The 24,106-nt window shown below is 72.8% G+C and carries 24 protein-coding genes; 16 read left to right on the top strand and 8 right to left on the bottom strand.

Features of this window, described 5'->3' with window-relative positions:
• Positions 1-102: 102 nt before the first annotated feature.
• The 5 genes from F0L46_RS07605 (at position 103) to F0L46_RS26070 (ending at position 4,339) form a co-directional block, all read left to right on the top strand.
• Complete coding sequence (locus F0L46_RS07605; RefSeq protein ID WP_240539908.1) at positions 103-1,023, top strand: alpha/beta hydrolase; 921 nt, start codon at positions 103-105, stop codon at positions 1,021-1,023.
• 53 nt (positions 1,024-1,076) lie between these two features.
• Positions 1,077-1,853 (top strand): imidazole glycerol phosphate synthase subunit HisF, encoded by a 777-nt coding sequence (gene hisF, locus F0L46_RS07610; RefSeq protein WP_149816467.1) that lies wholly within the window; start codon positions 1,077-1,079, stop codon positions 1,851-1,853.
• 5 nt (positions 1,854-1,858) lie between these two features.
• Positions 1,859-2,179, top strand: a complete 321-nt coding sequence (locus F0L46_RS07615) for a phosphoribosyl-ATP diphosphatase (RefSeq protein ID WP_149816468.1) — start codon at positions 1,859-1,861, stop codon at positions 2,177-2,179.
• Between the two features lie 14 nt (positions 2,180-2,193).
• Complete coding sequence (gene coaA / locus F0L46_RS07620; protein WP_149816469.1) at positions 2,194-3,168, top strand: type I pantothenate kinase; 975 nt, start codon at positions 2,194-2,196, stop codon at positions 3,166-3,168.
• 85 nt (positions 3,169-3,253) lie between these two features.
• Entirely contained in the window at positions 3,254-4,339 is a 1,086-nt protein-coding gene (locus F0L46_RS26070) for a hypothetical protein (protein ID WP_188311889.1), read from the top strand.
• Between the two features lie 228 nt (positions 4,340-4,567).
• On the opposite strand, the gene F0L46_RS07630 is transcribed toward F0L46_RS26070, so the two are convergent.
• Both F0L46_RS07630 and F0L46_RS07635 read right to left on the bottom strand, forming a co-directional pair.
• Complete coding sequence (locus tag F0L46_RS07630; protein ID WP_149816470.1) at positions 4,568-5,569, bottom strand: adenosine kinase; 1,002 nt, start codon at positions 5,567-5,569, stop codon at positions 4,568-4,570.
• Between the two features lie 137 nt (positions 5,570-5,706).
• Positions 5,707-6,918: a pilus assembly protein TadG-related protein gene (locus F0L46_RS07635; RefSeq protein ID WP_188311890.1), complete on the bottom strand. Its 1,212-nt coding sequence runs from the start codon at positions 6,916-6,918 to the stop codon at positions 5,707-5,709.
• A gap of 360 nt (positions 6,919-7,278) precedes the next feature.
• Here F0L46_RS07635 and F0L46_RS07640 point away from each other — a divergent pair, with 360 nt between their 5' ends.
• Genes F0L46_RS07640 through dnaQ form a run of 3 tightly spaced genes read left to right on the top strand, consistent with a single transcriptional unit; the run spans position 7,279 to position 9,451 of the window.
• Positions 7,279-8,115 carry a shikimate dehydrogenase gene (locus F0L46_RS07640; RefSeq protein WP_149816472.1) on the top strand — a complete coding sequence of 279 codons (837 nt, stop codon included), beginning with the start codon at positions 7,279-7,281 and terminating at the stop codon, positions 8,113-8,115.
• The gene (coaE, locus tag F0L46_RS07645) at positions 8,112-8,723 is read left to right on the top strand and encodes a dephospho-CoA kinase (RefSeq protein ID WP_149816473.1); all 612 of its coding nucleotides are present in this window, start codon (positions 8,112-8,114) and stop codon (positions 8,721-8,723) included. The genes F0L46_RS07640 and coaE overlap by 4 nt, the downstream gene beginning before the upstream one ends.
• A gap of 8 nt (positions 8,724-8,731) precedes the next feature.
• Positions 8,732-9,451, top strand: a complete 720-nt coding sequence (gene dnaQ, locus F0L46_RS07650; protein WP_149816474.1) for a DNA polymerase III subunit epsilon — start codon at positions 8,732-8,734, stop codon at positions 9,449-9,451.
• A gap of 66 nt (positions 9,452-9,517) precedes the next feature.
• On the opposite strand, the gene secB is transcribed toward dnaQ, so the two are convergent.
• Positions 9,518-10,009: a protein-export chaperone SecB gene (secB, locus tag F0L46_RS07655; protein WP_149816475.1), complete on the bottom strand. Its 492-nt coding sequence runs from the start codon at positions 10,007-10,009 to the stop codon at positions 9,518-9,520.
• A gap of 372 nt (positions 10,010-10,381) precedes the next feature.
• Between secB and F0L46_RS07660 the strand changes: the two genes are divergently transcribed.
• From F0L46_RS07660 to F0L46_RS07675, 4 genes are all read left to right on the top strand, one after another.
• Complete coding sequence (locus tag F0L46_RS07660) at positions 10,382-11,104, top strand: Tim44/TimA family putative adaptor protein (protein ID WP_149816476.1); 723 nt, start codon at positions 10,382-10,384, stop codon at positions 11,102-11,104.
• 62 nt (positions 11,105-11,166) lie between these two features.
• Complete coding sequence (mltA, locus tag F0L46_RS07665) at positions 11,167-12,273, top strand: murein transglycosylase A (RefSeq protein WP_240539909.1); 1,107 nt, start codon at positions 11,167-11,169, stop codon at positions 12,271-12,273.
• Positions 12,270-12,836 (top strand): Smr/MutS family protein, encoded by a 567-nt coding sequence (locus F0L46_RS07670; protein WP_149816478.1) that lies wholly within the window; start codon positions 12,270-12,272, stop codon positions 12,834-12,836. Before mltA ends, F0L46_RS07670 begins: the two co-directional genes overlap by 4 nt.
• On the top strand, positions 12,833-13,213 hold the full coding sequence (locus tag F0L46_RS07675) for a helix-turn-helix domain-containing protein (protein ID WP_149816479.1): 381 nt from the start codon (positions 12,833-12,835) through the stop codon (positions 13,211-13,213). The genes F0L46_RS07670 and F0L46_RS07675 overlap by 4 nt, the downstream gene beginning before the upstream one ends.
• 5 nt (positions 13,214-13,218) lie before the next feature.
• Here the strand turns inward: F0L46_RS07675 and F0L46_RS07680 are convergent, their stop codons facing one another.
• Positions 13,219-13,815, bottom strand: a complete 597-nt coding sequence (locus F0L46_RS07680; RefSeq protein WP_210247621.1) for a L,D-transpeptidase — start codon at positions 13,813-13,815, stop codon at positions 13,219-13,221.
• 179 nt (positions 13,816-13,994) lie between these two features.
• Here F0L46_RS07680 and hslV point away from each other — a divergent pair, with 179 nt between their 5' ends.
• Together hslV and hslU are read left to right on the top strand one after the other, a co-directional pair.
• Positions 13,995-14,549 carry an ATP-dependent protease subunit HslV gene (hslV, locus tag F0L46_RS07685; RefSeq protein ID WP_276315523.1) on the top strand — a complete coding sequence of 185 codons (555 nt, stop codon included), beginning with the start codon at positions 13,995-13,997 and terminating at the stop codon, positions 14,547-14,549.
• A 106-nt stretch (positions 14,550-14,655) separates the two neighbouring features.
• A complete protein-coding gene (gene hslU, locus F0L46_RS07690) occupies positions 14,656-15,969 on the top strand; it encodes an ATP-dependent protease ATPase subunit HslU (protein ID WP_149816480.1) in 1,314 nt (437 codons plus the stop codon).
• Here hslU and F0L46_RS07695 read toward each other — a convergent pair.
• The 4 genes from F0L46_RS07695 to F0L46_RS07710 all read right to left on the bottom strand — a co-directional run bounded on the left by F0L46_RS07695 (position 15,966) and on the right by F0L46_RS07710 (position 21,480).
• Positions 15,966-16,892 (bottom strand): NAD-dependent epimerase/dehydratase family protein, encoded by a 927-nt coding sequence (locus F0L46_RS07695; RefSeq protein WP_149816481.1) that lies wholly within the window; start codon positions 16,890-16,892, stop codon positions 15,966-15,968. The genes hslU and F0L46_RS07695 overlap by 4 nt on opposite strands.
• Positions 16,877-17,905, bottom strand: a complete 1,029-nt coding sequence (locus tag F0L46_RS07700) for an MraY family glycosyltransferase (RefSeq protein ID WP_149816482.1) — start codon at positions 17,903-17,905, stop codon at positions 16,877-16,879. Before F0L46_RS07700 ends, F0L46_RS07695 begins: the two co-directional genes overlap by 16 nt.
• Positions 17,906-18,065: 160 nt before the next feature.
• Positions 18,066-18,923 (bottom strand): MBL fold metallo-hydrolase, encoded by an 858-nt coding sequence (locus F0L46_RS07705; RefSeq protein ID WP_240539910.1) that lies wholly within the window; start codon positions 18,921-18,923, stop codon positions 18,066-18,068.
• Positions 18,924-18,972: 49 nt separating this feature from the next.
• Complete coding sequence (locus F0L46_RS07710) at positions 18,973-21,480, bottom strand: ABC transporter domain-containing protein (protein WP_149816483.1); 2,508 nt, start codon at positions 21,478-21,480, stop codon at positions 18,973-18,975.
• A gap of 247 nt (positions 21,481-21,727) precedes the next feature.
• On the opposite strand from F0L46_RS07710, the gene F0L46_RS07715 reads away from it, so the two are divergent.
• On the top strand, positions 21,728-22,306 hold the full coding sequence (locus F0L46_RS07715; protein ID WP_149816484.1) for a tetratricopeptide repeat protein: 579 nt from the start codon (positions 21,728-21,730) through the stop codon (positions 22,304-22,306).
• 161 nt (positions 22,307-22,467) lie between these two features.
• On the top strand, positions 22,468-24,093 hold the full coding sequence (locus tag F0L46_RS07720) for a GMC family oxidoreductase (RefSeq protein WP_149816485.1): 1,626 nt from the start codon (positions 22,468-22,470) through the stop codon (positions 24,091-24,093).
• The last annotated feature ends 13 nt before the right edge of the window (positions 24,094-24,106 follow it).

The raw sequence follows: 24,106 nt of genomic DNA on the forward strand, positions 1-24,106 counted from the left end.
CGCTGACGGGGTAACCGTGACGTGCTAGCGTGGCCGTTGCGCATAGGAGTGGCCATGCCGGACCGGCGGCAAACGCTCAGCATCTTGGCAGGAGGGATCGTCATGCCGCTCGGCAGGGCGTTCGCGTCAGCGATCCGGGAGCGCCCCCTCGTGCTGGAGGGCGATCCGGCACCCCTGCACGGGACCTTGACCCTGCCGGATGCGCCGAGCGGTGAAACGCCGGGCGTCCTGATCGTCGCCGGGTCCGGGCCCGTGGACCGTGACGGCAATCTGCCGGGGATGCGCAACGACAGCCTGAAGCAGCTCGCCCATGGCCTCGCCCAGCGCGGCATCGCCTCGCTGCGGGTGGACAAGCGCGGGATCGGCATGAGCCGCGAGGCCGCGCCGCGGGAGGAGGACCTCCGCTTCGGCACCTATGTCGAGGACGCCGCCCGGTGGGCGCACCGCCTGCGGGCCGAGCCTGGCATCGGCCGCGTGGCCCTGATCGGCCATAGCGAGGGCGCCCTCGTGGTCACGATGGCCGCCAAGACAGCCGGAGACGTGGTAGGCCTCGTGCTCGTCGCCGGTGCGGGCCAGGCGGCGGGACGCCTCATCCGGCAGCAGCTCGCCGCCGCCGGGCTGCCCCCTGCCCTGCGCGAGGCGGCCGACCGCGCCTTGAGCGAGCTGGAGGTGGGACGGATGGTGCCGGACGCGCCCCGGGAACTCGCCGCGCTGTTTCGCCCCAGCGTCCAGCCCTACATGGCCTCCTGGGTCGGCCTCGACCCCGCGGCCGAGCTCGCCGCGACAGGCGGCCCGGCCCTCGTGATCCAGGGCACGACAGACCTCCAGGTCTCGCCCGACGATGCCGGCCGCCTCGCGGCCTCCCGCGCCGGGGTGGAGCGCGTGCTCGTCGAGGGCATGAACCACGTCCTCAAGGCCGCGCCCCCGGACCGGGCCGCGAACCTCGCCACCTATGGCGATCCGGCCTTGCCCATCGTCCCCGGTGTCGTCGACCGGATCGCCGGCTTCCTCGGGGTCGCCTGAGGCGCCCCTCCCCCGCACTGGACCGCAGGCCCCGCCTGCGCCATAAGCCCCCCATGCTGAAGACCCGCCTCATCCCCTGCCTCGACGTCAAGGACGGCCGCGTCGTCAAGGGCGTGCAGTTCGTCGACCTGCGCGACGCCGGCGATCCCGTGGAGGCCGCCAAGGCCTACGACGCGGCGGGCGCCGACGAGCTCTGCTTCCTCGACATCACGGCAAGCCACGAGAACCGGGGCACGCTCCTCGACGTGGTGCGCCGCACCGCCGAGACCTGCTTCATGCCGCTCACCGTCGGCGGAGGCGTGCGCACCGTGGAGGACATCCGGGGGCTCCTGCTCGCGGGCGCCGACAAGGTCGCGATCAACACGGCCGCCGTGAAGAACCCCGATTTCGTGCGCGAGGCGGCGGAGAAGTTCGGCGCGCAGTGCATCGTGGTGGCGATCGACGCCAAGCGGGTGTCGGGCGAGGGCGAGCCGCTCCGCTGGGAGATCTTCACCCATGGCGGGCGCCAGCCCACCGGCATCGACGCGATCGGTTTCGCCCGCAAGGTCGCGCATCTGGGGGCGGGCGAGCTCCTCGTCACCTCCATGGACCGGGACGGCACCAAGGCGGGCTACGATCTCGCCCTGGTGCGCACCATTGCCGATGGGGTGAACGTCCCCGTGGTGGCCTCCGGCGGCGTGGGCAACCTCGACCACCTCGTGGAGGGGGTGCGCGACGGGCATGCGAGCGCCGTGCTCGCGGCCTCCATCTTCCATTTCGGGCAGCACTCCGTGGCCGAGGCCAAGCGCCACATGGCCGAGGCGGGTCTGCCTATGCGCCTCGTCGCGTGACGCCCATGCCCGGCTTCACCCTCGCCGACCTCGCCGCGATCGTCGCCGCCCGCGCCGACGCGCCCCCGTCCGAGTCCTACACGGCCCGGCTCGTGGCCGATCCCGCGCGCGCGGCGAAGAAGCTCGGCGAGGAGGCGGTGGAGGCGGTCATCGCCGCGATCCAGGACGACGCGGAGGCCCTCAAGGCGGAGGCCGCCGACGTGCTCTATCATCTGTTGGTCGTGCTTCACGCGCGCGGCGTGCCGTTGCAGGATGTCCTCGACGAGCTCGACCGCCGCACCGCGCAATCGGGGCTCGCCGAGAAGGCGTCCCGGAGCGAGCGTTGAGCCAGGAGAGGGGCATGGACCAGCGGCCGAACGTGCCCCCGGCGGAGGGCGGGGACCTTTCCCCCTACCGCGTCTTCGCCCGCGACGACTGGGCGCGGCTTCGCGCCGACACGCCCATGACGCTCACCGCCGACGAGGTGATGCAGCTGCAGAGCCTCAACGACCCGATCTCGCTGGACGAGGTCGTCGCCATCTACCTGCCGCTCTCGCGCCTGCTCTCCCTCTACGTCGCAGCGACGCAAGGGCTGTTCAAGGCCACCCAGCGCTTCCTGCTCGCCGAGAACGACGGCAAGGTGCCCTACATCATCGGGGTGGCGGGCTCGGTCGCGGTGGGCAAGTCCACCACGGCGCGCGTCCTCAAGGCGCTGCTCGCCCGCTGGCCCAACACCCCGAAGGTGGACCTTGTCACCACCGACGGCTTCCTGCTCTCCAACGCCGAGCTGACCCGGCTCGGCTTCATGGAGCGCAAGGGTTTCCCCGAGAGCTACGACACGGCGAAGCTCCTTCGCTTCCTCGCCGACATCAAGGCGGGCAAGCGCGAGGTGCGCGCGCCCCTCTACTCCCACCTTGTCTACGACGTGGTGCCCGGCGAGGAGACGGTGGTGGACCGCCCCGACATCCTCATCGTCGAAGGCCTCAACGTGCTCCAGCCCGCCCGCCTGCCCAAGGACGGCACGGCCATCCCCTTCGTCTCCGACTATTTCGATTTCTCGATCTATCTCGACGCCGACGAGGCGGACCTGCACCGCTGGTACGTGAACCGCTTCCTTCGCCTGCGCCACACCGCCTTCCGCGACCCGCTCTCCTATTTCCGCCGCTACGCCGAGATCGCGGAAGCGGAGGCCATGGCCATCGCGGACGGCCTGTGGAACCGGATCAACCTGCCGAACCTGCGCGAGAACATCGTGCCGACCCGCCAGCGGGCGAGCCTCATCCTCACCAAGGGCGCGAGCCACCGCATCGAGACCGTGGCCCTGCGCCGGCTCTGAGCGGCCGGTTTCGCCCGCTATGGTAACCCTTTCGTAAAAGGCCATGGTTAAGCCTTTGGGGACGCCCCTCCCGAAGGTTCACGCCATGAGCGATCAGACCTCCAACCCCCACCGCAAGGCCGCGCACCGCGCCAAGGGAACGCCGCCCCGCCCGCTCGCCGCCGACGCCCTCGCCTCCGCGGTGCAGGCCGCCGAGACGACGAAGGCCGCGAAGGCGATGCCCCCGGCCCCGCGCCCCGTGGCCGATGCGGAGGCGAAGCCCGTGCCTGAGACGGCGCCCCTCATGCCGGCTCCGGCCCGCCCGGCGCCGCTCCGCCCGTCCGAGCCGGCGCCGCGAGCCGGCCTCGTCCACGCGATCCGCGAGCACGGCCCCCTGGCGGCGGCGATCGCCATGGCCCTCGGGCTCGGCTGGGTGAGCGGGCTTGCGACCGCGATCCACGCCACACCTGGGGAGGTGCCCCCGGCTCCCGCCGCCCTCGTGATGGATCTGGGCGTCTCGGCGCCCCTCGCGATCCGGGGCTCCGGGGCCGAGACGCAGCGCCTGTCCGGCGACATGCGCACCCTCGCCGGGGCCGTGGCCGACCTGCGGGCCGGTCTCGACGGCGCGCGCCAGGATCAGGCGGCCCGTCTCGCCCGCCTAGAGGCCGCCGAGGCCGAAGCCTCCGCGCGCCTCGCCGGCCTGGCCGAGCGCGTCGGCGCCATGAAGGACGGGGAGCCGCAGCTCGCCGCAATCCTGGAGCGGCTGGAGCGCATGGAGCAGGCGGCCCTGACCCGCGCGGCAGCCGCCGAGCCCGCGAGCCCTCAAGTGGTGGCGGTCGCGACCCCCGCCCCGACGCCCGCGCCCGTTCCCGCGCCTGTCACCACGGGAAGCCTGCCCGAGCCCGCCGCCCCCGTCGCGGCACCCGAGCCGCGCCCCACGGAGCGCGCCGCCCTCGAGCGGGCGCCGGAGAAGGCGGCCGAGAAGGCGCCCGAGCGCACCGAGATCGTCGCCGGCTGGTTCCTGCGCGGCGTCCACCGCGGGATCGCCCTCCTGGAGGGCCGCCGGGGCCTCGTCGAGGTCCGCGCCGGCGAGGTCGTGCCGGGGCTCGGCCGGGTCGAGGCCATCGAGCGGCGCGGGCGCGACTGGGTGGTCGTGACGGCCCGGGGGATCGTCACGACTGAGACTTGGTAGCCGGGGGAAACCCTGAGAGGCGCGCGCGGAAGGACTGGCTTCCGTCCCCCTCACGCTGAGGTGCCCGCCGTAGGTGGGCTTCGAAGCACGCACCACCTCGCCATAGCCGTCCAGAGGCCGCCGGGAGCGGCCTTCGAGGCCTATGTCGTGGGCACCTCGGAGCCTGCCCCCGCGAAGGCGGGGGACGAGGGGAGGGTGAGAGTTAAGTGCTCCTTGTGAGTCAGTCTCTCAGGCGAGGAGGCCGGCTTCGATCGCCCTGTCGCGCAGGGACACCTGCGGCCGCGCGCCGATATGCGAGATCACCTCGGCGGCCGCGAGCCCGCCGAGCCGGGCGCAGGAGCTATGGTCGAGGTCGCGCACGAGGCCCGCCAGGAACCCCGCCGCGAAGAGGTCCCCCGCCCCCGTGGTGTCGACCACCGTCTCCACGGGGAAGGCGTCCACCGCGAGGGTCTCGCCCCGGCTCACCACGAGGGCGCCCTTCTCCGAGCGGGTCACAACGCCGAGCACCCCCTCCTCGCGCAGGGCCGCGAGCGCCGCGTCCTCGTCGGCGGTGCCGTAGAGGCTGCGCAGCTCGTGAATGTTGGCGAAGAGGATGTCGAGGCTGCCGTTGCGCATGAGCTCCAGGAACTCGTCGCGGTAACGGTCGACGCAGAACGCGTCGGACAGGGTCAGCGCCACGAGGTTGCCCGCCCCGTGGGCGATCTCCACGGCCCGGCGGAACGCCTCCTTGGCGGCCGGCGGATCCCACAGGTAGCCCTCCAGATAGACGACCCGCGAGGCCCTGACCTGCTCCGGGTCCACGTCCGCGGAGGAGAGACCCTGGCAGGCTCCCAGATAGGTGTTCATGGTCCGCTCGCCGTCGGGCGTGACGAGGATGAAGCTGCGGGCGGTCGCCGGGCCGTCCTGCGCCACGGGGGTCTCGAACGCCACACCCGTGGCCCGCAGGTCGTGGGCGAAGATGTCGCCCACGGCGTCGTTGCGGATCTTGCCCACGAAGCCCGCGCGTACGCCGAGCGAGGCGATCCCCACCGCCGTATTGGCGGCCGAGCCGCCTGAGATGATCGTGGCGGGGCCCATGGCCTCGTAGAGCGCCCCCGCCCGCGCCTCGTCGATGAGGGCCATCGAGCCCTTGGCCAGGCCGTGCCCCACGAGGAACGCGTCGTCGGCGGGCGCGAGGACGTCGACGATGGCGTTGCCGAGGCACAGGACGTCGAGGGCGTGTTGGGGCATGGGACACCGGGTTGGCTGGGATGCCGGGCCTTTCGCACCCCGCGTGCCGGGGGTCAAGGCGCGGCGGCGCGCTCGCCCGCCTCGCGCGAATGGGGCGAGTGCCGCGCCCCGCCCCGTTCGCGCCGACCCGTCGCGGCTCAGTTGGTGAGCCGGGCTCCCATTTCGCTCAACGGCAGCGGCTCCTTGGTGGGGTTCGCGGCCGTGTCGGCCCGCGTCGTGCTGTTGCCCGAGAACGAGATCATGCTCGCGACGAGCGGCATGAAGGTCCCGGTCGAGCCGAAACCGCCGGTGCCGGTCACGGCGACCGTCTGTGTCGGCGTGTAGATCGCGCCCTTCACGGTCATCGACGCATTGCCGTTGAGCTTGTTCGTGGCGCCTGCATTTGAGGCCGGGTTCTGGATGATGAGCATGTTGCGGTAGTCGCCCGAGGCCGGCGCCTCCAGCTTCACCGTGCCGCCGCCATTGATGTCGAAGGAAGCGCCCGTGTCCGTGAGGTAGAAGGTGACGCCCTCGCCCGTGACGTTGGCTTGGCTCGCGATCGAGAGCGTGCCGCCCTTGATCACGTAGGTGCCGGCGCGCAGGGTGACGGTGCCCTTCAGGTCGATCCCGCCGCAATAGGTGCCGGGGTCGAGCGTCTTGTTCTGGTTGGGCTGCACCGAGACGTTCGTGGTCTGGTTCGTGCACACGCCGATGCTCGGTGCGGCGAGGTTCTTGAACGGATCCTTCTGGCGGAAGCACCCGCCCTTCGGCCCGCCCGCGGTCGGGGACGTGACCGTGAAGTTGGAGCCGCTCACCCCGCCAACCGCGCAGAAGCTCCAGGCCTTGGCGACGGCGGATCCCTGTGAGGAGACCGCGCTGCCACTCGTGGAATTCGCATGGATCGCGCAGCCGTCGGCCACGAAGGTGGTGTTGCCGGCAAACGAGATCGCGTCGCGGGCGGTGGGGTGCAGGGCGAGCACGCAGACCGGCCGGCCGGTGGTGATCTGCACCGCCGAGGTGCTCACCCGGGCCTGCATGTAGTCCATGCCCATGAGCCCCATCACGGCGGGCTTCACGGGGCTCGTCGTGGTGATCGTCACCTTCGCGCCGTCCACCGCGACCGCGAGCGTCGGCTTGGCCGGATCGGGGGTCGGCGCGCCGGGCGTCGGGGGAGGGGGCGGCGGGAAGAAGGACGACGCCACGGCGATCCGCTGCGTGTCCGAGGTGTCGGGGGCGAGCGACGCCGCGATGGCGGCCCGGTCGGCGAGGGCCTGGAGCCGTGCCTGCTCAGACGAGAGGCGGCTATAGTCGAGAGCGGCGCCGACCATGCCAGCCATCGGTATCAGGGCGAGGGCGAAGACGACGGCCACATTGCCATCGTCCTCACGGACGAACCTCAAGGGCGAAATCATTTGCGCACCTCCGCAATCCGCACTGATTGCGAGAGCACACTGCATCGGTGTTCACGGCCTGGCAAAGCTTCGTCGAAGAACTGCTTAAGCGCCCGTGAACCATCGGATCGCGATTAGAGTCGAGCTTGATCGGAGTTGACGTCACGTCAACCGGCTCGCCGAGCGAAAGATGTTGGATGGCTTGGCGTTATGCAACGAACGACGTATTTCGAACCTTCATTTGCTTAAATTTAGGTTCGATTGACCCTCGAAACCACAGGGCGCACCTCTCGCCTCCGACACCTCTTCCGGCGGGCGTCCGGGATGATATGAGAGGTCATGCGCAAGGCTTTCGTCGTCGGCCATCCGATCCGTCATTCCCGCTCGCCCCTCATTCACGGCCACTGGCTGCGGGAGCACGGGATCGCGGGGTCCTACGAACGCATCGACGTGGCGCCCGCCGATTTCGCCGCCTTCCTGCGAGGCTTCCCCGGCGAGGGCTTCGTCGGCGGCAACGTCACGATCCCCCACAAGGAGGCGGCGTTCCAGGCCGTGGACCACGCGACTGAGCGGGCACGCCGCCTCGGCGCCGTGAACACGCTCTGGACGGCGGACGGGCGCCTTCACGGCGACAACACGGACGGGCTCGGCTTCGTGGGAAGCCTCGACGAGGCGGCGGGCGGTTCTTGGGAGGCCGCGACCCGCACCGCCCTCGTGCTGGGGGCCGGCGGCGCGGCGCGCGCGGTCGCGGCAGGGCTCGTCGGCCGGGGGGTGCCCCGCATCCTCGTCGCCAACCGGAGCCCCGAGCGCGCCGCCGACGTGGCGGCGCTCGCGCCCGGTCGCCTGGAGGTGATCCCCTGGGAGGATCGCGAGGCGGCGCTCCGCGACGTCGACCTCCTCGTCAACACCACCTCGCTCGGCATGGCGGGCCAGCCCTCCCTTGATCTCGCCCTCGACGGGCTGCCTGTCAGCGCCATGGTGGCCGACATCGTCTACGTGCCCCTGGAGACCCCGCTTCTCGCCGCCGCGCGCCGCCGGGGGCTCAGGGCCGTCGATGGCTTGGGCATGCTCCTCCATCAGGCGGTGCCGGGCTTCGAGCGCTGGTTCGGGGTGAGGCCCGTGGTGACGCGGGCCCTGCGGGATCTGATCGTCGCCGACATCGAGGGCCGCTCGTGACCCTCAGGCTCGGCCTCACGGGCTCCATCGGCATGGGCAAGTCGAGCACGGCGGGCCTGTTCGCGGGACTCGGCGTCCCGGTCCACGACGCGGACGCCGCCGTGCATGCGCTCTACCGGGGCGAGGCGGCTCCCCTCGTCGAGGCCGCCTTCCCGGGCACCGTGCGGGACGGCGCCGTCGACCGGCGGGCGCTCGGCGCGCGGGTGCTCGGCGACGAGGCGGCGATCCGGCGGCTCGAGGCCATCGTCCATCCCCTGGTGCGCGCCGCCGAGGCCGCCTTCCTGGCCCGCGCCGCAGCCGCTCGCGCGCCGCTCGCCGTGCTCGACGTGCCGCTTCTCCTCGAGACCGGGGGCGAGAGGCGCTGCGACGCCGTCGTGGTGGTGACGGCGGATGCCGCGATCCAGCGCGCGCGGGTCCTGGCACGCCCCGGCATGAGCGAGGAGGCGTTCGCCGCGATCCTGGGCCGCCAGATGCCCGACGCCGAGAAGCGGAAAAAAGCCCATTTCCTTGTGGACACGGGACGCGGCCTTCCGGCGGCCTTGGTCCAGGTCCGTGATATCCTGCGTGCGCTCGCCGGCCGGAGCGGGCGCACGGCGCCGAACCCCTGAGAGAGATCATGCTGAGAGAGATCGTCCTCGACACCGAGACCACCGGCACGGACGCCGCCGGGGGCGATCGCGTCATCGAGATCGGCTGCGTCGAGCTCCTGCGCCACATCCCGACGGGGCGCACCTACCACGTCTACATCAACCCGCAGCGGCCGGTCTCGGAGGGGGCGTTCCGCGTCCACGGGCTGTCCGACGCCTTCCTGGCCGACAAGCCCCTCTTCGCCGCGGTCGCGGAGGAGTTCGCCGCCTTCATCGAGGGCGCGCGGCTCGTGATCCACAACGCCGCCTTCGACGTGGGCTTCCTCAACGCCGAGTTCGCCCGCCTCGGACGGCCGCCGATCGCCCCCGATCTCGTGGTCGACACCCTGACCATGGCCCGGCGCAAGCATCCGGGCGCCTCCAACAGCCTCGACGCGCTCTGCAACCGCTACGGCATCGACAATTCCCGCCGCACCAAGCACGGCGCCCTGCTCGACTCGGAGATCCTCGCCGAGGTCTATATCGAGCTCCTCGGCGGCAAGCAGGCCGATCTCGGCCTCGTCCTGTCGACGCCGGCCGCCGCGGAGCGGATGGATGCCTCGGGCGCGCCCGTGCGGGCCCTGCCCCGCGGCGAGCGCCCGGCCGCCTCGCGCCTCACCGACGCGGAGCGCGAGGCGCATCTCGCCTTCGTGGCGAAGCTCGGCGACAAGGCCCTGTGGCGCGACTATCTCGGCGAGCCCACCCCTTGAGACGAGAACCGGCCCGCCCTCGGGGAGGGCGGGCCGGCTGATGGGCTCGAACGCTCGGGCGTCCGGTCAGGCGGGCATCTGGCCCGGCTCCATGCCGCCGCCGCCCTGGGCGGTGCGCTGCTGGTAGAGCGCCACGAAGTCGATCGGGTCGATGTAGAGGGGCGGGAAGCCGCCGTTGCGCACCGCGTCGGCCACCATCTGGCGGGCGAAGGGGAAGAGCAGGCGCGGGCACTCGATCATCACGACCGGGTGGAGCTGCTCCCCGGGGATGTTGCGCACCCGGAACACGCCCGAATAGGTGAGGTCGAAGGCGAACAGCACCTCGGTGCCGATCTTCGCGTCGCCCTGGAGCTTCAGGTCGACCTCGTAATCCTCGGTCGCGAGCTGCTTGGCGTTGACGTTCACCTCGATCGAGATCTGCGGGCCCTGCTGTTGCGGGGTCAGCGAGCGGGGCGCGTTGGGGTTCTCGAAGGAGAAGTCCTTCGTGTACTGGGCGAGCGCGTTGAGCGAGGGGCGGTTGTCCTCTTGCGCGCCGTTCGGTGCCGTAGGTTCGGCCATGACCTGTGGGTCCTCGAAATAGGGGTGTCGTACGTGGCGCTTCCCCGGGGCGCGCGGGGGGACCGCGCCGCGTCAGTTGAAAGCCGCTTGGCGCTAGCACTATTCCGGGGCTGGAATCAAGGTTGCGAAGCTTGAGCGTTTCGCGGAACCCTCCCCGGGGCCGATCGGCGGCGGGCCTGCCGTCCCAGGCTCGGGCGCGCTTGCCGCCGCCGCGTCAGCGATGCTAGGACCACGGGGGCTTCACGCGGCCGCCTGGTCGCCCCATATGCCCTTGCACTAGCCGTCCCGCAGGGCGCGCGGCCCGAGAACGGGCGGCGATCGTCCGGCAGATTGGAATCGCGTGCCCCGGCACGGGAGACGACCGGATCGACGATGCAGGATTCCTTCGACGTCACGACCATCATCTTTCTCGCGCTCGCGGTCTTCGTGATCTGGCGGCTGCGCTCGGTCCTGGGCCAGAAGACGGGGCACGAGCAGAACCCCGCCGACGCGTTCCGGCGCGAGCCCCCGCCCCCTCGCGGCGGGCCCATGCGCCCGGCCGAGGCCGACAACGTGGTGCGCCTGCCCGGCGCCCAGGGGAACCGGGCCACGATCTCCGAGGCGTCCCCGGATCGCTGGAAGGGCATCGCGGCCGCGGGCTCGCCCGTGGCGGCGGGGCTCGACGAGATCGTCCGCCAGGAGCCCTCCTTCGACGCCCGCACCTTCGTCAGCGGCGCCAAGATGGCCTACGAGATGATCGTCACGGCCTTCGCCAGCGGCGACCGCAAGACCCTCCAGGGCCTTCTGTCGAAGGAGGTGTACGAGGGCTTCGAGCAGGCCATCGCCGAGCGCGAGCGCCGCGGCGAGCGGGCCGAGACCACCTTCGTCTCCATCGACCGCGCCGAGATCGTCGGGGTCGACGTGCGCAACCGCGTCGCCCAGGTGACCGTGCGCTTCGCCTCCCAGCTCATCAGCGCCACCCGCGACGCCGCAGGCAAGGTGGTGGACGGCAGCCCGGAGACGGTGGCCGACGTCACGGACGTCTGGACCTTCGCCCGGACCCTGGGCTCGCGCGATCCGAACTGGCCGCTCGTGGCCACCGAAGCGGGTCAATGAGCCGGCGGCGGCCGGGAGGACTCATCCTTGCCGCCTGTCTCGCCAGCCTCTCGCTCCCTCCCATGACCCCGGCCGACGCCACGGCGAGCGATGCCCGCCTCCAGCCCGTCGCCTTCGGCGAGCTCGAGGGCTGGGCGGGCGACGACCACGGCGCGGCCCTGCGCGCTTTCCGCCGCACCTGCGAGGCGGTGCTGGCGGACCTCCCGCCCCTGCGGCCCGCGAGCGCCGCCCACGACCTGCGCCCCGCCTGCGAGGCGGGCCTGCGCGTGCCCGACGGGGAGGCCCGCGCCTTCTTCGAGCGCTGGTTCAGCCCCGCACGCGTGGTGCCGGCCAGCGGAGCGGGTTTCCTCACGGGCTATTTCGAGCCCGAATACGAGGGCGCTCTGGAGCCCGGCGCCGGCTTCGCGACGCCTCTTCTCGCCAGGCCCGACGACCTCGTCACGATCCCGCAGGGCGAGACCGCCCCGGGCCTGCCGCCAGGGCTCCAGGCGGCCCGGCGCGGGATTGACGGGGTTCTGGAGCCCTATCCCGACCGCGCCGCCATCGAGAACGGTGCCCTGGGCGCGCTCGCCCGGCCGATCGTCTGGATGCGCCACCCTTCCGAGGCCTTCATCATCCATGTCCAGGGCTCGGCCCGGGTGCGCCTGCCCGACGGCGGCGTGGTGCGGGTCGCCTATGCGGGGCGCAACGGCCATCCCTTCACGGCGATCGGGCGCATCCTCGTGGAGCGGGGCGAGATCCCCCTCCCCGAGATGAACCTGGAACGGCTCGTGGGCTGGCTCAAGGATCATCCGGACGCCGCCCGCGACCTCATGCGGCAGAACCGCTCCTACATCTTCTTTCGCCGCGCCGACGAGCTCGACCCCGCCGACGGGCCCATCGGCGGCGCCGGGGTGCCCCTCACCCCCGGGCGCAGCCTCGCCGTCGACCGAACCCTCTGGAGCTACGGCCTGCCCGTCTGGCTCACCGGGGAGCTGCCCCGCCCCGAGGGCGCGCCCGAGCCGCTGGCCCGCCTCATGATCGCGCAGGATACGGGCTCGGCGATTGTGGGCCCCGCGCGAGGCGACTTCTTCTGGGGCTCGGGCGCGGAGGCTGGCACCCGCGCAGGGCTCACCCGCCAGCGCATCGGCTTCACGGTTCTCCTTCCCCGCCCGGCGCCTGCCCCATGAGACGCCGCCGGGACCGTTCCCTCTCCCCCGACGAGCTGCGCCTGTGGACCCAGGTGGCCCGGGCCGTGAAGCCGCTCAAAGGCCGCGCGCTGCCCGAGGAGCCGGCCGCTCCGCCCCCTGCCCCGCCGCCCGCTCCCGCCTCCTCGCCTCTCCCTCGCGCCAAGGCGCCCGCCGCGCCGCCCGCCCCCACCCTGCCTCCTCTCGTGCCCCTGGAGCGCAAGACGCGCCTCGCGCTGGGGCGCGGCACCCGGCGGGTGGAGGGCGTGATTGATCTGCACGGCATGCGCCAGAGCGAGGCTCACGGGGCGCTCCTCGGCTTCCTGCACCAGTCCCAGGCCCGCGGGCGCGTCCTCGTCCTCGTGGTCACCGGCAAGGGCGCGGAAGGTCTGGCGGGCCCCTTCGAGGAGCGCGGGGTGCTGCGGCGCATGGTGCCCCACTGGCTGCGCCTGCCCGACCTGCGCACCCTCGTGCTCGGCTTCGAGGAGGCCGCCCCCCATCACGGCGGCTCGGGCGCGCTCTATGTGCGCCTGCGCCGCCGCCGCGGCCCGGGAGAGGCCCCGTGACGCCCTTCGGCCGCCGGGTCCGGGAGCTTCGCCGCGATCGCGGGCTCCAGCTCAAGCACATGGCGGCGAGCCTCGGCGTATCGAGCGCCTATCTCTCGGCCCTGGAGCGGGGCGAGCGCGGGCGCCCGACCTGGGCCTTCATCCAGCGCGTGATCCACTATTTCGGGGTGATCTGGGACGAGGCGGACGAGCTCCAGCGCCTCGGCGAGCTCTCCGAGCCGCGTCCGCGCATCGACACGCGGGGCCTGGGCGCCACGGCGACGCTCACCGCCAACCGCCTGTCCCGGGAAGCCCGCGCCCTCTCGGAGGAGGACTGGCAGGCCCTGAGCGCCCTCCTCGACGCCGCCCGCGCCCGGGCCGGCGCCCGGACCGGCTGAGCCCGTCACCAGCGCCCGCGGCGGGACACGGGATAGGCGTCATAGGTCTCCTCGAGGATCATGTCGCCGTAGAGCGGCTCCTCGTCCCACCTCGCGGCACGCCGGGGCGCGGACGCGCGGGAGACGCCGCCCCGCGCTACGACCCGGCTCCCCGCGCCGCCATCCGCCAGCGCGGCGTCGCCCGTGATCGTGATGCGCGTATCGCCCATGCCGCGGGCCCCGACGAGCCGGAACAGGGCGGCGGCCTGCCCGCGCGAGAGGCGGATGCAGCCGTGGGAGGCGGTGCGGCCGAGGCGCCGGACCTCGCCCGTGCCGTGGATCGCATAGCCGCCGCGAAAGAAGATCGAGTGCGGCATGGGGGCGAGATCGTAGGTGCGCGACAGGTGCATGCGCTCCAGGCGATAGGGCCGGTAGCTGCCCGTCGGCGTGCGGTAGCCCGGGCGGCCGCTCGACACGCTCCAGACGTGCCGCACCCGGCCGTCCTCCGACACTGTCATGCGCTGGGCCGACAGATCGACCCGGATGTCGACGCCGGCCTGGGCCCCCGTGGACGCGGCCGCCAAGGCGATGACGAGGCTCATCGATGCAAGGATTCGACGCATGCCGACCTCCGGTTCCAGGACCGCCGCAGGTAGGGCGGGCTCCGCGAGCTTGGCGGCGAAGCGCGACGTTAATGAATGGAATGCGAACGCGTTCCACCCCCCGGCCGGGGCGGGGCGGCGACCCGTTGGCGGGGGCGGCCTGTGCACCTATCTAGGGGTCTCCTCCCGAAGGATCCCCCATGACCGACGACGCCCCTCCTCGCATGCACGCCACCACCATCCTCATGGTGCGCAAGGGCGGCCGCGTCGTGATCGGCGGCGACGGCCAGGTGAGCCTCGGCCAGACCATCGTGAAGGGCAATGCGCGCAAGGTCCGGCGGCTTGCCAAAGGCGCCGTGCTCGGCGGCTTCGCGGGCGCCACCGCCGACGCGTTCACCCTGTTCGAGCGCCTGGAGGCGAAGCTGGAGCAATATCCGGGGCAGCTCACGCGCGCCTGCGTCGAGCTCACCAAGGATTGGCGCACCGACCGCTATCTTCGCCGCCTCGAGGCCATGATGCTCGTCGCCGACCGGGACGTGAGCCTGTTGCTGTCCGGCGCGGGCGACGTGCTGGAGCCCGAGGGCGGGGTCATGGCGATCGGGTCGGGGGGCAATTACGCGCTCTCGGCCGCTCGCGCGCTCGCCGAGAACACCGACCTCGACGCCGAGACCATCGTGCGCAAGGGCCTCGCCATCGCGGCGGAAATCTGCGTCTACACCAACGGCAACATCGTGGTGGAAGCCCTCGACGCCTGAGCGTGTTTCACGTGAAAGCAGGCACGATCATCCCCTCCCCTCACGGGATCGTCTCCGCCCCGGATCGGGGAGACCCCCGCGCGCTCCCCGGAGCTTCAGGTAATCCATGACCACCTTCTCCCCCCGCGAGATCGTCTCCGAGCTCGACCGCTTCATCGTCGGGCAGCACGACGCCAAGCGCGCGGTCGCGATCGCGCTGCGCAACCGCTGGCGCCGCCAGCAGCTGGAGGGCCCCTTGCGCGAGGAGGTGGCCCCGAAGAACATCCTGATGATCGGCCCCACGGGCTGCGGCAAGACCGAGATCGCCCGACGCCTGGCGCGGCTCGCGGGCGCGCCCTTCCTGAAGATCGAGGCGACGAAGTTCACGGAGGTGGGCTATGTCGGCCGCGACGTGGAGCAGATCGTGCGCGATCTCGTCGAGGTCGGCATCGGGCTGGTTCGCGAGGAGCGCCGCCGCCATGTCCAGGCCAAGGCGCATCTGGCCGCCGAGGAACGCGTCCTCGACGCGCTGGTCGGCGCCACCGCCCAGCCCGCGACCCGCGAGTCCTTTCGCCGCAAGCTGCGCGCCAACGAGCTCGACGACAAGGAGATCGAGATCGAGACCACGGGCCCCTCGCCCGCCGGCATGCCCATGTTCGACCTGCCCGGCATGCCCGGCGCGTCGGTGGGCGCGATCTCGCTCGGCGACATGCTCGGCAAGGCGCTCGGCGGCGGCCGCCCGAAGGCCCGCCGCACCACGGTGAAGGAGGCCTACGCCCCCCTCGTGGCGGAGGAATCCGACAAGCTCATCGATGGCGACGCCATCGTGGGCGACGCCATCCGCCAGGTGGAGAACAACGGCATCGTCTTCCTCGACGAGATCGACAAGATCTGCGCCCGCGAGGGCCGCTCGGGCGCCGACGTGTCGCGCGAGGGCGTGCAGCGCGACCTCCTGCCCCTCATCGAGGGCACGACCGTTGCGACGAAGCACGGGCCGGTGAAGACCGACCACATCCTGTTCATCGCCTCGGGCGCCTTCCACGTCTCGAAGCCCTCCGACCTCCTGCCCGAGCTCCAGGGCCGCCTGCCGATCCGCGTGGAGCTCAACCCGCTCACCGTGGACGATTTCCGGCGCATCCTCACGGAGACGGAGGCGAGCCTCGTGAAGCAGACGATCGCGCTTCTCGCCACCGAGGACGTGACGGTCTCGTTCACGGACGACGCCATCGACGCCCTGGCCCAGGTGGCCGTCGAGGTGAACGGGTCGGTGGAGAATATCGGGGCGCGGCGTCTCCAGACGGTGATGGAGCGCGTCCTCGACGACATCTCGTTCACGGCGCCCGACCGCTCCGGCGAGACCATGTCCATCGACGCGGCCTATGTGCGCCGCCAGATCGGCGACCTCGCCAAGAACGCCGACCTGAGCCGGTTCATCCTCTAAGGGAACGCCTCCCGGGCCAGGGCCGCGAGCCCGTCCCGGGTCGAGACCCGCGGCGTCCAGCCCAGCGCCCGCAGCGCCGCGGGGTCGGCGACGAGGGAGCCCGCGAGGCGCTCATGGGCCTCGCTCCGTCCCGCGAGCCGCATGGCCGCGCCGAGGAGGCTTGCCGGCACCGGCAGGAGCCCCGGCCGGCGCCCGAGCCCCGCCCGCAGCGCCGCCACGATCTCGGGCAGGGTGAGGGGATCGGGATCGGCCACGAGGAACGGCCCCGCGAGCCGGCCCTCGTGGCGCAGCACCACGTCGACGGCCTCGCCGAGATTGTCGAGGGCGAGGAGCGAGCGCCGCGCCGCAAGCCGGGCGAAGGGGAGGGGATAGGGCGTGCCGGCCAGGCGCACGAGCGCCCCCATATTGCCCCGCACTCCCTCGCCGTAGACGAGCACGGGCCGCAAGGCGGCCCAGTCGAGGCCGGTCTCGGCGAGCCCCCGCTCGGCCGCGAGCTTCGAGCGGCCATAGGCGTCCGTCGGCCGCGGCTCGTCGGCCTCGGTGAGGACGCCCGGCGCCGTCGGGCCGCTCTGGGCGCGGATCGACGAGAGGAAGACGAACCGGCGGATGCCGGCCCGCTCGGCGGCCCGCGCCATGGCCTGCGTCGCCTCGGTGTTGGCGGAGCGGTAATCGTCCTCAGGGATCCCCGACATGGCGTGGGCGAGGCCTGCGGAATGGATGACGGCGTCCACCTCTCGCAGAGCCTCGGCCATGTGCCGGGGCGCCGCGAGATCGCCCACCACCGCGCTCTGGGTCTCGGGCGGCAGGTCGGCCGGGCGGCGCAGCAGGGCGCGCACCCGATAGCCGCGCCGGGTGAGGTCGCGAACCAGGAAGCGGCCCACGAAGCCCGTGGCTCCGGTGAGCGCGATCAGCGGGCGGGCCATGGATCCGTCTCCCGGGAGGGGTGCGAGAAACGCCGCAGGACGAGCCCCACGAGGGCCGCGCCAAGCGCCAGGGCCGGTGCTTGCACCCCGGGCCAGCCCAGGGTGACGGCCGCGAGGCCCGCGAGCGCGAGGTTGAGCCCGAACACGTGCCCCACCACCGCCCGAACCGAGAACCCGTTCGCGGTGGCGCGCTGGTAGAAATGGCTGCGATGGGCCTCCCAGATCCGCTCGCCGCGCAGGAGCCTGCGCGCCAGCGTGATCGTGGCGTCGGCCAGATAGTAGAGCGGCAGCAGCAGCGCCGCCGCGAGCGCCCCCGCGGCGGCGAGCTCGTAGAGCATCCAGGCGACGAGAAGGCCGATCGGGAGCGAGCCCACGTCCCCGAGGAAGAGCCGCGCCACGGGCTTGTTGAAGGGGGCGAAGCCGAGGAGCGCGCCGCCGAGCGCCGCCGCCACGAGAGCCGCGCCCGGCCGGTCGAGGGCGAGCGCCAGCGCGAGGACCGCCGCGCAGACGGGCACCATCTCGGCGACCGTGATCCAGTCGAGCCCGTCCATGAAGTTCACGAGGTTCACGAACCAGACGCCCGCGAGCACCGAGAGCGCCCGCTCGAGCCACAGCGGCACCATGTCGGGCAGGATCCGCGACGAGCCGCCCACCACGAAGACCACGAGCGCCACGCAGGCGACCTGCAGCAGGAGGCGGGGCAGGGCGGGGAGGGGCCGGATGTCGTCGACGGCGCCCACGAGCCCCAACGCCGTCGCCGCGGCCGCGAGCCAGGCGAACGAGGCCTGGAAGCCCGGCGCGATGCCTGTGAGCGCGAGCGCCCCCGCGCCCGCGCCCAGCGCCGCCGCGATCACGGCGATGCCGCCGCCCTGCGGGGTCGGCGTCACATGGCTGGAGCGGGCGTTCGGGCGGGCAAGGGCGTAACGCGCGAGGAGCGGGCGAAGCGCCACCACGAGACCCGCGCAGGCGAGCGCGGCCGCAAGGGCCGCGGCGGCTGGGACGAGGGGGGACATCGGCTCCGGGGTCGCGATGATCGGGGGGGCAGATTAGCGCCTCGCGCGGGCGCCGCAACCTCGCAGGCCCGCGCTCGGAGCGGATATGCCGCGTGCGTCGGGAGGACCCTGCGCACGCTGGTCACCCTGAGGAGGTAGGGGGCGCCGCTACGCCCCGCTGTCAAGCGACGGGCGCGAAGACCAGCGAGGCTCCCTCACGGGCGACGAACGCCGTGGGCATCTCGGCCTGCACCGCCGCCTCGACGGAGCGCAAGACGCTGTCGTCGTCGGCCGGATGGGTGTGGAAGATCGCCATCGCGCCGACATGACCGGCTCGGCAGAGCGCCAGCCCCGCCTGCCAGGTGGAATGGCCCCAGCCCCGGCACGCCGGATATTGCTCCTGCGAGAACATGGCGTCGTAGATCATCAGGTCCGCGCCGCTCACGAAGCGGATCAGGTCCGGCGAGGGCCAGGGCTCGAGGTGCTCCACGTCGCTCACGTAGCACACCGAGCGGCCGCCATGATCGAAGCGGTACCCAGTCGAGCCCGAGGGGTGGTCGAGCATGCAGGTGGCGACCGCCGTCCCGTCCGGCAGGTGCAGGGTCTCGCCCGCTCGGAAGCCGTGATAGCTCACGGCGGGGTCGATCTGGTCGAGGCGGAGCGGGAAGAGGGGCGGCGAGAACAGCCGGTCGAGGGGCTCCTTGGGGCTCGCGCCCCCGAGATTGCCCGCATGGATGCGCACGGTGCGCCCGAGATGGAGCGGGCGGAAGAAGGGCAGGCCCACCACATGGTCGAGGTGGAGATGGCTGAGGAGGATGTCGACCTCCTCCGGCGCCCCGTCCCCGAGGGACGCTCCCAGGGCGCCGATCCCCGAGCCCGCGTCGACGACGAACAGCCGGTCGCCGCACCGGATCTCGACGCAGGCCGTATGGCCGCCGAATTCCTGGTACGCGCGTCCGGACGCGTTGGTCGAGCCGCGAACCCCCCAGAAGCGTACGAGGAGTCCGTCCGGCTGCGCTGGTACACGAGACAACATCATCCCAACATGGCCCTCCGAAGGCCCCGGTGAAAGTGCGCCCTCGCACGCCTCACGCGGCCGCCGCCTCCCGCCGCCGCACCTCGACCGCCGCCACGGTGCCCCGCTCGAAGCGCACCACGGCGTCGAAGGGCGGCTCGTCCATGCGGCCCGCGAGGTTCGCCGCCACCACGATCAGCCCCCGGCCGACCATCGCCCGGCGCAGGCGCGCCACGAGGTCCGCCGCGCCCGTTTGCGACAGCCCGTCGAGGGCCCGCTCCACCACGAGCACGTCGGGCCGGCGCACGAGGCAACGGGCGAGGTCGATGGCGGCGATCTCGGTGGGCAGGAGCCCGTCCCCGCGCAGGTCCACCCGGGTGTCGAGGCCGATGCGCACCACGTCGCCGTCGAGCCCCCGGTCGACGAGCACCCGGCGCACCACCCGCATCACGTCGCGCTCGGCGCCGGCCCGGTCCTGGGCCAGGCGCCCGAAGAGCAGGTTGTCCTGCAGGCTCGCGGCGGCGCAGATCCGGTCGGGGTGGTAGAACTCGATCGCGGGCTGGAGGCTGGTGGGCAGGAGCTCGGCGAACGCGGCGCGGGCCTTGAGGAGGCGGCCCATGAGGCTCTCGTCAAGGAAGCCCAGGCGGTGGCGGCTCTCGTTGTAGCGCAACGCGAGCCCGATGAGGTTCTCCCGATCCCGGGTCTGGTCCGCGCCGCGCTGGCGCACGCCCTGGCGGGCCACGACGTCCTCGAAATAGGCGCGCTCGCCGGCCGGGAAGAAGCCGAAGCGCTCGAAGAGCGGATGGCCGTCGGGGAGGTCGGCGAAGATCTCCACCATGGCCCGGGCGATGGACAGGCCCATGTCGGAGAGGGGCTTGGTGAGGTCCTCCGTCTCCATGATGGCCCGCACGAAGGGGTGCGAGGCGAGGTTGGCGTCGCGGAACGTATCCCCGAGCGGCACCCCGAACAGGATGTTCTCCGCGATGGTGGCGTGGGTGTTGTAGGCCTTCGGGTCGAAGGGATCGACGAGATCCTCGCAGCCCTCGGCGGCGAGCGCCGCGCGCACCTTGCGCCGGGCGTCCACGATCGCGGCGGCGAGCTTCGGCTCCCGGGCGGGATCGACGGTGCCCGCGAGCCCCCGGGCATAGACGAAGCGGTCGAGCCCGACGGCCGTGACCGCCTCCACGAGGCGGGTGTCGAGGTCGGGCACCTCGGAGGCGCCGTAGACGAGGTTCTGGCGAAGGCTGCCCGCGATGAGCACCGTCTCCCCGCCCGCATAGGCGATCCGCCCGGCCCGCGCCGCCGGATCGCTTCCGGCGAGGTTCGCGCCCCCGAAGGTGAGCGTGCCCGAGGAGGGATCGAGGGCGCCGCCGACGAGCGCCGCGAGCACCCGGTTGCCGGAGCCCGCCTCGCCCACGAGCGCCACGTGCGAGGGCAGGCCCAGCATGAGGTCGACCCCCGAGAGGCGCGTGCCGCTCGCGGGATCGTAGGCCATGAGGTCGCGGGCCTGGAGCGCGCCCGAGGCGGGAATCGCGGCGCCGGCGAGGTCGCGCCCGCGCGATTGCAGCGCGCCGAGGCGACGGGCGATCTCGTCGAAGAGGGGGGCCGCCTCGTCGAGGGAGCGGCGCCATTGCAGGATGGCGGCGACCGCCCTGAAGGCGAAGGCCGTTCCGGCCATGCAGGCCACGACCGTGCCCGTGCTCGGTCCGCCGGGCTCCAGGGAAAGCCACGCCCCCGCGGCGAGGACGATGGCGGGGGCGAGGGTCACGACGAGGACGGCGCCCGCTCCCGCGGCGTGGAGCCGCCGCTCGGCGAGCCGCACGGCTCCGTGGCGCCCGTCGAGCTCGCCCACGAGCCGCTCGCGCTCGAACGCCGCGGTGCCGTGCGACCGGATCGCGGGCAGGCGGCGGGTGAGATCGAGGAGCGCGCGCCGGGTGGCCGCCCCCTCGGTGAGCCTCGCCTCCGCCGACCGGCGGATGGCGGCGAGGCGCCCGGGCCAGGCGAGCGCCACGCACGTCAGCGCCACGGCCATGGCGGCGGCAAGGCGCCAGTCGCTCGCGAGCCCGAAGCCGAGCACCAGGGCCAGACCCGCACCGCCGAGCACCGGCACGAGCACCGCGCCACCCAGGAACCCGCTCTCGCGCGCCAGCCCCTCCCCCGCGAGCGCCGCGACGTCGCGGGCCTCGTCCCGCGCGGCCGGGCGGGACACGAGCACAGCGTCGATCATGGTGCGGCGCAGGGACGCGATGGCGCGCGTCCCGATGCCGGCCCGCAGCCGTCCAACCCCGATCGCCAGGAGCGCCAGGAGGATCCCGGTGCCGGCCAGGGCGAGGGGACCCAGGAGGACGACATCCCGCCGTGGGACGGAAAAGCCCGGCCAGAGCACCCGGCCCGGCCAGTCGAGCCGCTCGACCGCCGGCAGGGCGATGCGTCCCAGCACCACCGCTCCGGCGCCGCCGGGACGGGCGAGGGTCTCGTCGACGACGAGGCGGACGAGATCGAGGGCGAGCCAGAGCAGGGGGAGAGCCAGGAGGCCGAGAAGGATCGCGGCGGCATGATGCCAGGCGGCCTTGCGACGCACGAAACGGAGGGGATCGCGCTCCATAGGGGTTCCGGAACGGTTGACGACGGCGGGACCTTAGACCATTTCGCGCCCGATTGGACCCGTGACGGCCGGGAAATCGGCAATCCTTGGGCTTCCTGCCAAGGTTCTTTCGCCCCCGCCGCAACTACTTAGCCTGTTGCCGCGTTTGTCACGGGAGACCGGCGGTTCACGTGCGGAGCCGCCGGTCCCGCGTTTTCGGTGTCGCGTGAAAGAGGGTCCTGCCGTGAGAAGCTCCAGACGCAGACCATCCCTGTCCGAAACCTGCATCGACGGCGTGCTCGGCATGGTGCTGAGCGTGCCCCAGCGCGAGCCCGCCCCGGGCGTGCCGCGCCGGCTCGATGCCCTGTTTCGCGAGCTCGCCAAGGGCGAGCCGAGCCGCGCTCCGGAGGACATCGAGGACCTGATCTGGTCGGTCTGGATCTCGCACCCGCATCCCGACGCCGAGAGCACCATGGTGGCGGCCGTGGAGGCGATGGCGGCGGGCGCCCTCGATCTCGCCAAGCCCATCCTGGACCGCCTCACGGAAAGCCATCCCGACTGGGCCGAGGCCTGGAACAAGCGCGCCACCCTCGCCTTCATCGAGAAGAGCGACGAGGAGGCCCTCGCCTTCATCGAGCGGACCCTCGCCCTGGAGCCCCGCCATTTCGGCGCCATTGCGGGCTTCGCCCAGATCTGCCTGCGCCATGGACGCCTGGGCGAGGCCCGGGCGGCGCTCCAGATCGCCCTCGACATCAACCCCCATCTCGACGGCCTGCGCGAGATGGTCCGCGAGCTCGCCAGCGCCCCGCGCACGCTGCACTAGGGGATGGCGGAGCCGCTTTCGCGGCAGCTTTCCGCGCCGGCTCCGGATCGGCTCGACGTCGCGCCTTGCCCCAGGGCCAATGCGCGAGCGCGCACCCGGGCGGCTCTCGCGCGGCGCGCGGCCTTGGGCTAGCGTCGCGGGAGCAGGGGAGAGCGGGCGCGATGGCCGGTGAGCCGATGGACTGGGGCGAGTACGACTACGTGATCGTCGGCGCGGGCTCGGCGGGCTGCGTGCTCGCCAACCGCCTCTCGGCGGATCCGCGCCGGCGCGTGCTCCTGCTGGAGGCGGGCGGGCGCGACGGGTGGATCTGGTTCCACATTCCCGTGGGCTACCTCTTCGCCATCGGCAATCCCCGGGCCGACTGGATGTTCAAGACCGAGCCCGTCCCGGGGCTCAACGACCGGGCGCTCGCCTATCCCCGGGGCCGGGTGATCGGCGGCTCGTCCGCCATCAACGCCATGATCTACATGCGGGGCCAGGCGGCGGATTACGACGGCTGGCGCCAGCTCGGCCTGGAGGGCTGGGGCTGGAGCGACGTCCTGCCCTATTTCCTGAAGCACCAGGACCATGTCGCGCCGTCGGGCGATCATCACCGCTCCGGCGGCGAATGGCGGGTGGAGCACCCGCGCATGCGCTGGGACATCCTCGACGCCATCCGCGACGCCTGCCATGCCGCAGGCATCCCGCGGGTGGAGGACTTCAACGGCGGCGACAACGAGGGCGCCTCCTATTTCCAGGTCAACCAGCGCCGCGGCCGGCGCTGGAGCGCGGCGCGCGGCTTCCTGCGGCCCGCGCTCGGGCGCCCGAACCTGCGGCTCGAGACGGGCGTGCAGGTGGAGCGCGTCATCGTCGAGAACGGGCGCGCGGCCGGCGTGGCGCTTCGGCGGGGATCGGAGCGGATCGTGGCGCGGGCGTCGGGTGAGGTGATCCTCGCTGCCGGCGCCGTGAACTCGCCCCAGCTCCTGGAATTGTCGGGGATCGGCGGTCCCGACCGGCTGCGGGATCTCGGCATCCCGGTCGCGGCGGCGCTCCCGGGGGTCGGCGAGAACCTCCAGGATCACCTGCAACTGCGTCCGGTCTTCCGGGTCGAGGGCGTGCGCACCCTCAACGAGGACTATGCGAGCCTCTGGAAGCGGGCCGCCATGGGCCTGGAATACGCGCTCCTGCGCAAAGGGCCCCTGACGATGGCGCCCTCGCAGCTCGGCGCCTTCACCCGCTCCTCGCCCGACTACGCGACGGCGAACCTGCAATTCCACTTCCAGCCCCTCTCCCTCGACCGGTTCGGCGACGCCCTCCATCCCTTCCCCGCCTTCACGGCGAGCGTGTGCAACCTGCGCCCGTCGAGCCGGGGCTCGATCCACGCGGGCAGCCCCGATCCCGCGCAGGCGCCACGCATCCAGCCGAACTATCTCTCGACGGAAGAGGACCGGCGCGTCGCGGCGGACGCGATCCGCATCGCCCGGCGCATCGTCGCCCAGGCGCCCCTCCAGCGGTTCCGGCCGCAGGAATACAAGCCCGGCCCCGAGCTCCAGGACGAGGCGGCCCTGGTGCGGGCGGCGGGGGAGATCGGCACCACGATCTTCCACCCTGTCGGAACCGCCAAGATGGGCGCCGAGGGCGATCCCATGGCAGTCGTCGATGGGCGGCTGCGGGTGCGGGGCGTGCGGGGCCTGCGGGTCATCGACGCCTCCGTGATGCCGCGCATCACCTCGGGCAACACCAACTCGCCCACGATCATGATCGCCGAGAAGGGCTCCGCCCTGGTCCTGGAGGACGCCCGGGCCTGAGCCCGCGGGGGCG

Source organism: Salinarimonas soli (genome assembly GCF_008386575.1).
In the GTDB taxonomy this organism is placed as follows: domain Bacteria; phylum Pseudomonadota; class Alphaproteobacteria; order Rhizobiales; family Beijerinckiaceae; genus Salinarimonas_A; species Salinarimonas_A soli.